Raw genomic sequence first — 12,607 nt, 5'->3', positions numbered from 1 at the left:
GCCGTCCCGCTCCCCGAGCCCCTGCCAAGGACAGTTCGACCAGCGTCTTCACCGGGCCGTCCGAACACAGCAAGGCGTCACCCAGCTCGAACAAGTGAGCTTCCCCCGAGATGCGAGGAGGGGTGACAGCGGGTCAGATAGATCTCGTGAGAGGAGATCTGACGATGCCTGCCCCGAGGAAATATCCGTTGGGGTTGCGTGAGCGTGCGGTGCGGATGTACCGCGCCGCCGAGCCGAAGCCCGTCATCCGCCGCATGGCCGAGGATCTCGGCGTGCACCACGAGGCCCTGCGCAACTGGATCCGACAGGCCGAGGCCGACGCCGGCGAGCGGGACGACATGCTCACCACCGCCGAACGGGAGGAGCTGGCGGCTCTGCGGAAGGAGAATGCCCAGCTCAAGCGGGCGAACGAGGTCCTGCGGACGGCTTCCGCTTTTTTCGCGGCCCAGCTCGACCCGACCCGGCCCAGGTGACGGTGCTCGTCGACGAGCACCCGCATCTGGGGGTCGAGCCTGTACTCCGGGAACTGAACATCCCCACCTCCACCTACTACCGCTGGCGCCAGGCCGAGAAGGAGCCGTGCGAACACCGCCGCCGGGACGCCGAGTTGACGGGCATGATTCGGCAGGTCCACGCCGAGTCCGGCGGGATCTACGGCTCGCCCCGCGTGCATGCCGTCCTCAAGCGTGAGGGTGTCCGCGTCGGCCGCAAGCGCGTCGAACGGCTCATGCGCCAGGCCGGCCTCGCCGGAATCAGCCCCCGCCGGGGCAAGGGCTTCACCCGACGTGACCCGGACGCCGATCCCGCTCCTGACCTGGTGCAACGCGACTTCACCGCGAACGTGCCGAACCGGTTGTGGGTCACCGACCTGACCATGATCGCGACTTTGGAGGGCCCGCTGTGGCTCTCCGCGATCCGCGACGCGTTCTCCCGCCGGGTCGTGGCCTGGGAAACCTCCGCCCGTGCGGACGCGGACCTGGTCCTGACCTCGCTGGAGTATGCCCTGGCCAGCCGCGAAGTCGCGCCCGGTGAGCTTGTTCACCACGCGGACCACGGCACCCAATACACCTCTGTGAAGCTGACAACACGCCTGGTCAGGGCCGGGATCCAGGCGTCCATGGGCTCGGTCGGCGACTCGTTCGACAACGCCCTGGCGGAGAACCTATGGATGGTGATCAAGACCGAGTGCATCCGCGGCCGGGTCTTCGCGACCAGGGCCGAAGCGAACCTCGCGCTCTTCGAGTACATCGACGGCTTCTATAACCCCCGCCGCATCCAGAAACGCCTCGGCTACCTCAGCCCGATCGAGTTCGAGGTGAAGCACTACGCCAGCCAGGCAGCGGCCGAACAAGTGAACCTGAAACCACGTCAACCCGCCCTGACCAGCTAGTCAGCCACTCCCACACAGCGGGGGAACCTCAAAGGCGTCGGGCCGCTGGATCAGGCAGGCATAGAACTCCGACCGGAAGCATGACAGTTCGGCAAACGCATCCCGCGGGACATCCCGCTGCAGCAGACTCATTGCTACGGCCTTCGTACTGGTCAAGTGCCTCTGTGACGGAGCACAGGATCAGGCGAAGGCCGCTCTCACGTCAGACACTCAGACGAAGACGTCAGCAAGTTCGAGGCCGTGTTCGACCCCGGACGATAAACGTCAAGCTAAGGCCGTGGCTTCAAATACCGCGCTCTGCCGGCACACGAAACACCGGGCCTCGGGCACCCAGCAGCCCGGGCACGGTCTGCCACAGATCTGCCCCGTTCACCCGCTCCCATTTCGCGGTCGCCCGGGACTGCGCCCACTGGGCCACGGCCACCGGAACCAGCATGAGCGGCGGCATCAGCTGATGCGATGCCAGGCCGATGAGCATCATCCAACAGACCGCTCCACCCACGAATCCGGCCGTGCGCCGTAGCGACAGCCGCTGCGCCGCGTCCTGGCCGGTATGCGGTTGTTCTTCGGCGCTGTCGATCCGCACGGCATGCTCGTACGTGCGGCGAAGCCGGGCGCGGAGACGGAAGCGCAGCAGCAGTAGGACCAGGGACACAAGAGCCACCGCAACTGCTCCCACCAGGAGGGTCTCCAACCGGTGAGCCGTACCGATCAAGATCAGGAGCAACCCTTCGGACAGTACCGCGCCGCCGCCCATCATCAATGCGCACGTCTGCTGGAAGTACACCACCCTTATCAGCCCGGGTCTGGCGTCCTCGGTCATCGTCCCAGCTCTCTACCCGTACACCCGCACGGGCAGGGAAGATCCAACGCCGTATGGAGCGCGGCGTCAACAGACCGCGTGCCAGAACATCACCAAGACTGTCGGGCCCAGCTCCTAGGCGCAGGGCAATGACGGCAATGCTGACGGCAACGCCCACGGACGGCGACGGCCGCCGGCAGCTCGTCTCGGAGGTGACGGGGAGCCGCCGGGCCGGGCCTGCAGGGCATGCCCGCATCTTCTAAGCACCGGTTCCAGGGCGTCATGATCTACCGATGGATGAGTACGCCTGGCCCACGGGCCCTGAAGTGCCGGCCGCGGACTTGGTGCGGGAGAGCTGGGAGGCAACCGTCGCGGCTCTGCCCGTCGAGGCCCGGATCATCGGCGAGGTCATCGGTCGCCAGCGCTTCGGGGTCTTCATACGTATAGACAGCGTGCCGAACGCCATAGCGCTGGCCGAGATCACGGCCATGCCGCACGGGATGGACCTCCCGGCCCTCGGGGCCTTCGTCAGTGGGGAGGTCATCTGGCACGCCGCCCACCACCAGGTCAAGGTGCGGCTCGATGAGTGGCTGGCGGCCGACGAGTGATCTTCGCTGGGCCGTCTCTGGGCCGTCCGAGGCCGCTCACTGGCGACCGGTGACGACGACTACGTAACGGCAGTCGTAGCGGCCGACAGCCACAGGTCACCCAATTGGATCTGCGACACTGGCAGCGCCATGCCTAAGCTCGGAGATCTTGCATTCGTCAAGGTCATCGGCTGAAGCTGACACCAACGCCTGACACCAACAGTAGCGAACGGCGGCGGTCAGCCAGGGAGGGCCGCGGACTCCGGATCGAGGCACGCAGCTGGTGGACCTGCCCCGGAGACACGTGATCGACCTGATAAGGATGAGCACCGGCCTCAGAGTTTTGGCCTCGCGGGGGCACCGTCCCTGTCGGCTGGCGGTCCGCCCTTACCAAGGTCACTCGGCGCAGCGCTAGTAGTTCCTCCGACGCAGGCGTTGCGCAAAGAGCAGGACCGACAGCAGCAGGAGGGCCCCTTCAACGGCCAGACTGACCAGCCCGAGCGGTTCCGTCCAGTTGCCGACGTCGTCGCTGTAGTCGGGCAGTCCCGGGCCCCTGGAAAGGATGTATCCCAGCAGGGGGCCCACGGCGACCCCGGCCGCCAGCAGCCACCCCGGTCGGACGAGACCGACGAGAAGCAGCGCAGCAGCGACGACGGCAGCGATCTCCAGGACGTGATAGGCCACACCGATGTAGTGAGGGTCCCTCGTCGTCGTGACGCCGCCTTGATCCTTGACATGGATGACGGCCACCGCGAGGCACAGCAGAGCTCCCGCCAGCCTGGCCACCCAGGTGGCCCCCGACCCCCTCGCATTGTGCTGTGACATGGGGCGCGCCCTTTCCCTCCGTCAGCAATGTGTGTCTGTGGCGCCGCGTTTCCGACATAGGGTCGGGCTTGCGGACCGACATTGCGCCCCCCTGGTGTCACCTCCAGCCTCGGCGGACTACTGCTCGCCGTCGCCCCCGACAGCGCAGACGAGTGACGCGGAAGGGGCACATCGCGGACGGCGCTCCTTAACCAGGCGAACAAAACCCGCTTGACGCACAAACCCACGTCGGTGCAGGTCGATGGCGACGTATGCGGCGGGTCAGCCACGGTCAGTGATTGGGGACCTACGGTCCAGTTTCGCCTCACCAGGTCTCAAACCACCAGGTCAGCGGCATGAGACGGTTGTTCCCGTCCGGATCTGTGCCGACGGCCACAGCGAACGGGTATAGACGTAGGCTCATATTGAGTCATGACAAAGCCTGCTGCGCCGAAGCGTCATTTGCCTACCAGCCCCTTCAAGGCCCCGGTCACACCGGCTCCCAAGCACTTCGCCGTGGGCGACCAGGTCACACACGACATGTACGGCCTCGGCCGAGTAGTCGGCATCGAGGACGGAGTCGCGGCGCTCGTGGATTTCCGCTCGGCGCAAATGCGGATCTTGAGCCCGTACGCCAAGATGACCAAGCTGTAGGACCGCTGTGCCCGGTCACGGCACACCAGGCCCCTTCAGAGACCTGTAACGAAAGAGAGTCCTCTCATCGACGTGACGTCGCTGTTTTCCGCCCTGGAAGGGCAACCCCGCTGCGCCACTGCAGCATCGCCGCCTCCGACGACTAACCCTTTCCAGGCCCCTGACTTCCGGGAAGACGAGACCCTGCCACTCGACGTACAGGAGCCCGCCTCGGGCCTACGTGCGGCGCGGCCCAAGGCCGCTTAGGTCCACGAATGACGGCGGCTCCGGCCAACTGGCCGCGGGCCGTCTCCCGTGCTGCGGTGAAGAGTGCGGCCGTCTCAGTTTCCCTCTCATTCAGCCCCGTTACCGTCGTTCGGACGAGACCGTGTGCCGGGTCCTTCCCGTAGTCAGGCCACCCATGAACGCAGGTGAACGGCCCTGTACGCGCCTTGGCTAGGCGCCAACAGACTTGGAAAGAGTGCACCTGGTGACACCAACGGCTGACACCCACATCGGCGAACGCGGCCGGACGAGAGCAGTCCCCAGCGGTCGACGGGGGGCGTCAGGCTGGGAGCTTTCCAGTCTTCACGGGGGCTGTGATCGACCTGATAAGGATGAGGCCAGGCCCAATAGCTGGTGTGTAGGGGTCCGGTTTCGCCCGCTGAGGCCTCTCGATCTTTAATCTTCCGGGCTTCAGCTTGCCCCACCAGGCCTCCATACTGAGAACGTGAGTCCGGCAGACGCAACCAGCGAACAGTCGAAGGAGCAGGTCAATGGGCCTGTTCCGGAGTCAGCTGCAGTTCTTCAGTACGAGTGGGACGGTGCGTGGATGATCGTCGCGCACGGCCACTACGACATGCAGAACATCGCGCCGTTGGCTGAGGCCTTGGAAGACGCGTCGGAAAAGTACTCCAAGGTCGTGGTGGACGCCTCCCGGGTAACCTTTGCAGATTCAACCTTCTTGAACCTGCTACTCCGCGTCCGTCCCATGACCGCGTTGCGTGTGGCTGAGCCGGCGCCTCAGCTTCTGAGAGTGCTCGAACTGACCGGGGCCGGCTCTGTACTTGATGTTCGAGACTCAGTCGAGGAAGCCACCGCATCGTAAGGAAGCGCCCCGTACAGCACGGGGGTACAGCAACCTCTGCGGCCAGGACCGACCGCCGCCACCCCAAGCAACCAGCTGACGTGCCCGATCGACCTCAGCGACCACCATGCCCATAGTTCGGGACGAAGAGGTCGTGCCAGACACGTGCCAGGTCGCACGGGGAACCGCGGGGAACACCGGGGAATCAACGGACCGGCCACCAGACGTCGAGGCACCTGTTCCGCAGGTCAGATCCATGGCAAGCCAGGGCTCACCTCAGCTTCCCAAGCTGAGAGCGCGAGTTCGATTCTCGTCACCCGTCCCACGTGAAACCCCCAGGTCGGAGACCCGGGGGTTCCTTATTGTCTTGACCAGTGGGCGGGCTACGCACCACTCCGCACCATGAGTAGCGACTAGGCAGGACCTGTCCGGCGGATCACGTGATAGCCAGGCGGCGTGGGCGTTAGCGGGTCTGGCCAGTCCGGTATCTGTTCACCTTGGGATGCGAGGCGGACGCGGGGTTAGCCACGGCCACCGCTAGTTGTCAGGCCGCCTTGGAATCAGGGTTCCACACTGACCGCTGGCCTCGACGCTACGGCTCAATCTCCAGTTGAACCTCGTTGCCGCCACCCTGGAGGCCGGACGTGAGGCATTCCGTGGGCAGTTCGCGGGGCAGCCCGGTGATAGTCCGCTGTACGGGATGTCCTTGGTCACGTCCCTCGACGACCCGGCCTCGCTGAATCACGACCAGGACCCCCGCGACGCGGACGGTCGTGGCGCTGTCGTAGGCGATCTGCGACCTGCCACCGTCGGCATACCGGACGGTTTCCGTCCCGCTCCCGCCGGACACCGCGACGCAGGAGGCCGCTGGTGCGTCCGAGTTGAAGGAGCCGGTAGCGGGGACGGTCCGGCCGTGGGCACCGCAGGTGTACGTGATGTCCGCGTGAACATGGGTCGGCCGAGCCAGGAGCGTGAGCGGGGGGTCGTAACGGCTTTCACTGTGCCCGATGCAGCCGACGCTCCCCTCCTCACCCGTCATGGCCTGACCGGCCGGCGCCCACACCAACGACGAACCCGCCAGCACCACAGACCCCAGGGCCACTGCGACACCACGCCTACCGAACATGTTCCCTCCCGATACGTCTTGCTATCGCTAACGGCCATTGGCCTACCCAGGGGCGCATCCCGCACCCCGCGTCTCAGAGTGCGTGACCGCGCACGCCTCGATCTGTGCGCGGTCACGCGCGCTGGTACTCCCGCCGGACTTCTTAGGTTCGGCTGCGGTCGCATGGAACTTGGAACACGGCGGGTAGCAAGCGCCGGACGAGTCCTCGTCGAGTAGGAAACGAGCAGGAGGAGATCTCTAGTGGGCCGTACCACCGTTGCAGCCGCCACCGTCGCGAGAGGGCGTATCTTCGCCATGATGGACGCGGACGGGGACGGGGTCATCTCGGCGCACGACTACCTCTCCCGGGTCGACCGGGCCGTCCAGGCCACGGGACGCTCGGAGGACGACCCGCTCGTCGTCGCCGCCCGCGGACAAGCCCACAAGGCATGGGGGGCGATGGACGCGAACGGCGACGGGAAGCTGACCTTCGAGGAATACGACGCATGGGTCGGCGCCGACAAGTTCGACAACATCTGCCGATTCGCACTGGGTGCACTGTTCGACCTCGCAGACGCCGACGGGGACGGCGCCCTGGACAAGGCCGCATTCACGATGCTGCGCACCGCACTGAACAATGCACCCGGAAACGCTGCTGCCGCATTCAAAGCACTGGATGCCGACGGCGACGGCCGGGTGGGTCGTGATGAGTACCTGGCGTCGATCCGCTCCTACGTCATCGGCGACACGTCCCCCATGGGCGATGCCCTGTATTAGGCGGGTGCACGGGAGCGCGGCCCCGACCAGCAAAAACCCAGCTCCCCGAGATGGCGCCAGCGGGAGGAGGGGTACGTGTCTAACTACGTGACAACGCTGATGCACCTCGGCGAACAAGCACGGACGCCTGCGGACCATCAGCACAGGTGAGCGGGTCACCAGCCCATGGTCCGGCGCTCACCCAAGTTGCTTTCCCTCACGGCCAGGTCCGCGAGCACCTGCAAGAGCCGTTGGCGTTGGCCCGAGGGCAGTTGCAGGAGCACCCAGCCCACGCTCTCCATCATCTTCACCGCGGAGTCGGGATCCACTTCCTCGTCCCCGCAGCTGTCCAATCACCACATGACGTCGGCGAGCAGGCCGGTGAGTGCCGGCACAAGCGGATCCCTGTCAACCATGCAGGCAACTTAACCGAGCCCTACGACACCGCCGTGGGGGAAGGTGAGTGCCCGCCCACAACGGCGGACAACCGCGAACGCCCATGGACTGTCGCCGCGGGTGAGAAGCGCACCGGTCCAAGGTCGGGCGCCCGCCCAAGTTGCCTCGGGACGAAGAGGTCGTGGGTTCAAATCCCGCCACCCCGACAGAGAAACACCAGGTCAGGCCCGGTGCTGAGAGATCAGCGTCGGGCCTGACCTGTTTCCGGGAGGCTCTCTGGAGAAATCCTGGAGAAGATCTTGGAAATCGTCTCCAGACCTGTGCCTACCTACGAGGCCTGAGCAACGCATCCACGACAGCGGCGGCAGTTCACGCCGGAGATCTGTTGCAGGTTGCTCCACCTCATCAAGCCCGGGCTGCGCTCCGTTCCGCCGGGCGCGCTTCCCGGCCGCGCGCTCCACCTGGGCGCCAGGAACCACGCCCGCTCCACGGTGTGTGGGTCGGCGGCGTACGGGATGGGAGCTGGGAAGGGTGGTGGCGCAGCTAGGCCGTCGCCGCTGCACCAACTACAGGAGCAGATGCGGTCCTCGACATCCGAGCGACCGTGGCAGGCGCGGCGACATGACTCAGCTTCCGGTTGTCCGCCGTGAACGCAAGAGGAGCCGCCGGGGGCCGGGTTCCGTCATGCGGTGAGCAGGCGGTTGAAGAACGAGCGGTAGTGCTGCAGGGCCCTACGCAGATCTTCGGTGTCCGCCTGCTCGCCCCGGTTCCACTGGCCTTCCAGCTCGTGCTTCTGCTCGGCGAACGTCTCGGCCAGCTGCTGCATGACGTCGGCGACCAGGGAGTCGGCCGTGTGTACGGCATCTTGGGGGTCGTCGACGAACTCGTTTTGGATCTCCTGCCACCGTTCGCGGAGATGCTCCTCTTCCTCCGGCGCGAGGAGGTGAAGAGTCTCGTCGCCCGGTGCTGCGGCAGCCGCACGCCCCTGCCCTTCGGCAGTCTCTTGAGGCGGGGCTGTGCTCTCGCCGGGGTAGACGGGCGCCTCGGACTGCGCCCGCGGTTCACCCCCGGTGCCGGCGCGGGGCTGGGCCAGGTCTTCGGTAGACAGTTCCCTCTCGGGGCCCGATGCGTGTTCGCGTTCCATGTCTCCTCCGTCCCTTCGTCCTTCGGGATCTGTCGGCATTGCGGTGGTGAGCGGGTTCAGGCCCGGGCGTGGCGAGGTTGACCACCGTCGGAGAGCAGCTCGTCGAAGAGCTCGCGGTAATGCACCATGGCGCCGCGTAGTTGCTCGGTTGTGGCCTTGTGCTGGGTGCTGAGCGTGTCGATCTCGTGGGCGGCCCGATAATGCTCGAGCGTGCGGCCGTGCTCGACTGAAAGATCCTTCACGCGCTGCTCGAATTCCCCGGTCGGGTAGCCGCGCTCGTGCATCAGAGAAGTGACCAGACGGTCGGCGTCATGCACGGCATCGTTGGGCCGATCCACGAACTCGTCCTGCACGCTCGTCCAGTCCCGGGCGTACCGTTCTCGCACGCTGCTGGGCAGCGGCTTGATGTCGAGGGAGTCATGGCGCCTCTCACGTGCACTGAGCTCGCGCTCGGCGGCCAATCTGTTGTCGGCGCCCTCGACTGTTCGTTCGTACTCGGGTCCGAAGCGTTCGCGCAGGTGGCGGCGGCGCATGAAGAAGCAGGCCGCCGTCGCAGCGAGAGCGATCACCACTACGACGGGGATGATGATCGCTAGAAGCGTCCCTGTTGACATTGCGGCCGAGCCCCCTTGACTTGCCCGTTATGTACCACTTAGGCCCCGCGTACCCCTGGTATAGCGGCCAAAACGGGGTTCAGTGCGCCACCCAACGGCGGCAGCGGGAAACAGTCGCATGGCCAAATTCATGCATGTGTTCGATTTTTCAGCCAACGAAGTGGCCGTGCCGGGTGACGGAGGACAGACCTGGACACACCTTGGGTGGTACGGCCCACGCAGCGCCGAAGCGGACACTGCGGTGGCGAGATACCTTTGAGCGCTCACCTGGGCAGCAGCAAGCACTACAGCCGGAGATCTTGAGGGTCGATGGGGGCGCTCCGACACCGTCCAGTTGTTCTCCTTCGGCAGCTCCGCCAGCAGCCCCAAACGAACTGCGCGAGCGAACACCCCGAGGCTCCGGCCGGTTGAGCGAGTATCGCAACGAACGAGCCACCGCGGCCAGTTCAGCATCGCACCCGGCTATCTACGCAGCCGTCACACTTGCCATCACACCCGGTCAACGACAGCACGCGGGCCCCTTCAAAAGATCTCCGGCTGTAGTACACGGAGCAAGTTCTGCCCAGAGACGTGACGGCCGCACCGGCTCGCACAGAGAGGATTCACCTCGTCGACACCTTGGGAACATGGGCGTTTTTGTCAGAATTTGCGAGGTATTTCGCGTCGTGTCAGCCTTGAACCGGAGGGGTGGGCAGGGACTGGAAACCCAAAGGCGAGAAGGAGCTGCCATGCGAACTCGCGGGAGAGCGGCTGCAGTTGCGGCAATAGCGGTGCCCGTCCTGGCGCTCAGCGGAGCGGCTGGAGTCGCTACCGCGCAACACTCCGCTGATGTGAGCACGCACGCCACTCCAGCCAAACCCAAGTGCCACTGGGTGAATGGGCACTGGGAAGACAAGGGAAAGGGCCAGCACAAAAAGCGCGTCTGGGTCCAAGGCCACAAGGTCTGCACGTCGACAGGAACGGCCAAGCCGACGAAGAAGCCCTCACCGACTGCTTCAGTGACCAAGCCGAACAAGCCGTCGCCGACAGTGACGATGACGAAGAAGCCGTCGCCATCACCCACAGTGACGATGACGAAGACTGCGTCCCCATCGCCGACAATGACGGGGACGAAGAAGCCGTCGCCATCGCCGACCTCTCCGACGGCGCCCTCCTCGTAATCGAGACAGGCAGCAGCCCCAGACCAATGGGAAACCGCTGGTCTGGGGCGTTTACGTGCCTGCCGTGGACTAGAAGACAACGCGTCCAGGACAGCCACCGGCGAGCCGGGACTCATCGCCCGACGTGCTTCCAACGCCTCCCGCATCTCAGTGAGCGCGCTCATCAATACCTTCCGCATCCCGGCCGTGATGTAGTCATGGCGGGACTGCACGGAGCCGTCCTCGTGGCCCATGCGGTTCGTCCATGAGCTTCGGCGGGGTCCCCACTTCCCTCATGAGGGTCTTGTGAGTGTGACGGAGCCCGTGCGGTGTCAGCCCCGGAGCGATCGGCACCCAGCAGGCCTCAGCGCGCTTGGCATCCACCGCCGCCTGGCCCGCGACTACGAGACCCTGCCCGCCCGCTCCGAAGCTGTGATCCACCTCGCCATGACCGACCTGATGGCCCGCCGCCTCACCGGCGAAGCCACCATCTCCTCGCGCGACCCGACACCACGGGGTAAAACACCAATTCCGGGATGAAACATCGGGAAAAAACGACCTCTGAGAGGCGCCGCAGGCGCCTGGGACCACAGCGGTCTGTTCGTGCGTGCGTCGAAGATCTCGCGCCCTCCCGCCGCCCCTGGCGGCGGGAGGGCGACCAGGAGTAGGCGACAGGAGTAGTAGAAACGACGCGCCCCGATCACGACGCCCTCGGCCCACTTCACGGACCCCTCGCCTCGAACGCTGGATGAGTTCCTACTGATGCCGCCGGTGCCGCTGTGCGGTGGCATGGCACCGGCGCCGCGCGTAGCGTCAGCCCGAGAAAAGCTCTTTCGAGCAGGCTCGGGCGGGCCGGCGCCGCGGGGCATCGCACGGAAGACCGGGAGGACGAGTCCCCGGCTTGGAGGCTGCTCCGGGCGGGGATCCGTTCCTGGTTCCATGAAAGGCAGGGGCCGCGCCGGAAGCTCCTTCGAGCGCTCCAGCCTGTATGGCCGAAGTGCCCAGGGCGCTGAGGAGTTGGATCCGGCATGAACCTCGCATCGCATGTGGTGAACAGCGCCCGGGTATATCCGGACCGAACTGCGCTGCGGCTCGGGGACGACATCGTCACCTATCGCACGCTCGACCAGCGCACTGCCCGTGTGGCCGCAATGCTTCGCAACCGCGGCGTGCGGCCGGGAGACCATGTCGGGCTCATGCTGACCGACACGCCGGAGTTCGCGTTCGCCTACTTCGGTGTGCTCCGGGCCGGTGGCGTCGTCGTCCCTATGAACTTTCTGCTGAAGTCCAGCGAGGTCGCCTACCACCTCGGTGACTCGGGGGCCCGGCTGCTGTTCGCCTGGCACGACTTCGCCGACGAGGCACGGGCCGGTGCACAACAGGCCGGTGCCGAAGCGGTCGTCGTCGACGCCGGCGGCTTCGATGAACTCCCTGCGTCCGGACCCTCCGCCTCGGACATGGCCGACCGGCACGAGAACGACACCGCCGTGGTGCTCGACACCTCGGGCACCACAGGCGAGCCGAAAGGGTCCGAGCTGACGCACGGCAACCTCACTCATAACTGCTCCATCGCGGCCGGCCGTGATGCGGGAGCGTGCGCCATCACGGCCGAGAGGCTGACCGCAGTCACTGCCGAGATCCCGCCGCCGAGAACCGTAGGCAGCGGAGCCCAAGCGGCCTCGTTCCTTGCCGTCGCTCCGACTCCCGTGACGGTCACGAGAGCAGCATGCAGATCCGAGGTGCCCGGCACTTTGAGGTAGATCGCCGCAGCCGACGCGCCCAGTTCGCCGACAACGCTCTTGGCCGCCGAAACCACTAGCTGTTCTCTATCCAGCACTGCGGGGGGAAGACGTTTTGAACCCGGCGCGATGGGCTCAGACTGTTCCATCTCTTTCCCCGCCCAACTGCCGTTGGAGCCGCTACCAGCCTCATGGTACTGCCGTTGTCCTGACCTGCTCGGCCCTGAGCACCATGCTCGAATCCGGCGAGATCGACGCACTGATCTCCGTCGACGTACCGCAGGCCGTGCTGGACGGCTCCCCGAAGGTCGCCCGACTGTTCCCCGACTACGAGGCCGTGGAGCGCGACTACTACCGCCGCACCGGGATCTTCCCCCCGATGCACATCATCGCGATCCGCAGGGAACTGGC

Annotated in this window: 12 protein-coding genes and 2 pseudogenes; 8 read left to right on the top strand and 6 right to left on the bottom strand. The window is 65.9% G+C overall.

Going from position 1 to position 12,607, the window contains the following annotated elements:
- Positions 1 to 164: 164 nt before the first annotated feature.
- Positions 165 to 473 carry a transposase gene (locus ACFYZB_RS22825; protein WP_388761504.1) on the top strand — a complete coding sequence of 103 codons (309 nt, stop codon included), beginning with the start codon at positions 165 to 167 and terminating at the stop codon, positions 471 to 473.
- Positions 470 to 1,390 carry an IS3 family transposase gene (locus ACFYZB_RS22820; RefSeq protein WP_388761501.1) on the top strand — a complete coding sequence of 307 codons (921 nt, stop codon included), beginning with the start codon at positions 470 to 472 and terminating at the stop codon, positions 1,388 to 1,390. Before ACFYZB_RS22825 ends, ACFYZB_RS22820 begins: the two co-directional genes overlap by 4 nt.
- A gap of 283 nt (positions 1,391 to 1,673) precedes the next feature.
- Here the strand turns inward: ACFYZB_RS22820 and ACFYZB_RS22815 are convergent, their stop codons facing one another.
- Entirely contained in the window at positions 1,674 to 2,213 is a 540-nt protein-coding gene (locus ACFYZB_RS22815; protein ID WP_388761499.1) for a hypothetical protein, read from the bottom strand.
- 272 nt (positions 2,214 to 2,485) lie between these two features.
- Between ACFYZB_RS22815 and ACFYZB_RS22810 the strand changes: the two genes are divergently transcribed.
- Positions 2,486 to 2,800, top strand: coding sequence for a hypothetical protein (locus tag ACFYZB_RS22810; protein ID WP_388761496.1), 315 nt, complete (start codon positions 2,486 to 2,488; stop codon positions 2,798 to 2,800).
- Between the two features lie 390 nt (positions 2,801 to 3,190).
- Here the strand turns inward: ACFYZB_RS22810 and ACFYZB_RS22805 are convergent, their stop codons facing one another.
- Positions 3,191 to 3,604 (bottom strand): hypothetical protein, encoded by a 414-nt coding sequence (locus ACFYZB_RS22805; protein WP_388761493.1) that lies wholly within the window; start codon positions 3,602 to 3,604, stop codon positions 3,191 to 3,193.
- 411 nt (positions 3,605 to 4,015) lie between these two features.
- On the opposite strand from ACFYZB_RS22805, the gene ACFYZB_RS22800 reads away from it, so the two are divergent.
- Positions 4,016 to 4,237, top strand: coding sequence for a CarD family transcriptional regulator (locus ACFYZB_RS22800; protein WP_381143138.1), 222 nt, complete (start codon positions 4,016 to 4,018; stop codon positions 4,235 to 4,237).
- Positions 4,238 to 4,946: 709 nt separating this feature from the next.
- A complete protein-coding gene (locus ACFYZB_RS22795; protein WP_388761491.1) occupies positions 4,947 to 5,324 on the top strand; it encodes an STAS domain-containing protein in 378 nt (125 codons plus the stop codon).
- Positions 5,325 to 5,895: 571 nt separating this feature from the next.
- On the opposite strand, the gene ACFYZB_RS22790 is transcribed toward ACFYZB_RS22795, so the two are convergent.
- The gene (locus ACFYZB_RS22790) at positions 5,896 to 6,429 is read right to left on the bottom strand and encodes a hypothetical protein (protein ID WP_388761488.1); all 534 of its coding nucleotides are present in this window, start codon (positions 6,427 to 6,429) and stop codon (positions 5,896 to 5,898) included.
- A gap of 240 nt (positions 6,430 to 6,669) precedes the next feature.
- Between ACFYZB_RS22790 and ACFYZB_RS22785 the strand changes: the two genes are divergently transcribed.
- Positions 6,670 to 7,185, top strand: a complete 516-nt coding sequence (locus tag ACFYZB_RS22785; protein ID WP_388761486.1) for an EF-hand domain-containing protein — start codon at positions 6,670 to 6,672, stop codon at positions 7,183 to 7,185.
- A gap of 1,057 nt (positions 7,186 to 8,242) precedes the next feature.
- Here ACFYZB_RS22785 and ACFYZB_RS22780 read toward each other — a convergent pair.
- From ACFYZB_RS22780 to ACFYZB_RS22770, 3 genes and pseudogenes are all read right to left on the bottom strand, one after another.
- A complete protein-coding gene (locus ACFYZB_RS22780; protein WP_388761484.1) occupies positions 8,243 to 8,704 on the bottom strand; it encodes a hypothetical protein in 462 nt (153 codons plus the stop codon).
- A gap of 56 nt (positions 8,705 to 8,760) precedes the next feature.
- A complete protein-coding gene (locus tag ACFYZB_RS22775) occupies positions 8,761 to 9,318 on the bottom strand; it encodes a hypothetical protein (protein WP_388761481.1) in 558 nt (185 codons plus the stop codon).
- A 1,237-nt stretch (positions 9,319 to 10,555) separates the two neighbouring features.
- A pseudogene (locus ACFYZB_RS22770) lies at positions 10,556 to 10,835 on the bottom strand (LacI family transcriptional regulator); the annotation flags it as partial.
- Here ACFYZB_RS22770 and ACFYZB_RS22765 point away from each other — a divergent pair.
- Positions 10,836 to 10,997, top strand: a pseudogene (locus ACFYZB_RS22765) (IS5/IS1182 family transposase); the annotation flags it as partial.
- Positions 10,998 to 11,485: 488 nt separating this feature from the next.
- The gene (locus ACFYZB_RS22760) at positions 11,486 to 12,217 is read left to right on the top strand and encodes an AMP-binding protein (protein ID WP_388761479.1); all 732 of its coding nucleotides are present in this window, start codon (positions 11,486 to 11,488) and stop codon (positions 12,215 to 12,217) included.
- The last annotated feature ends 390 nt before the right edge of the window (positions 12,218 to 12,607 follow it).

This window comes from Streptomyces sp. NPDC001852 (genome assembly GCF_042891825.1).
GTDB lineage: Bacteria > Actinomycetota > Actinomycetes > Streptomycetales > Streptomycetaceae > Streptomyces.
The sequence above is the reverse complement of the archived record's forward strand: the minus strand, read 5'-3'. Positions and strand labels throughout refer to the sequence as shown.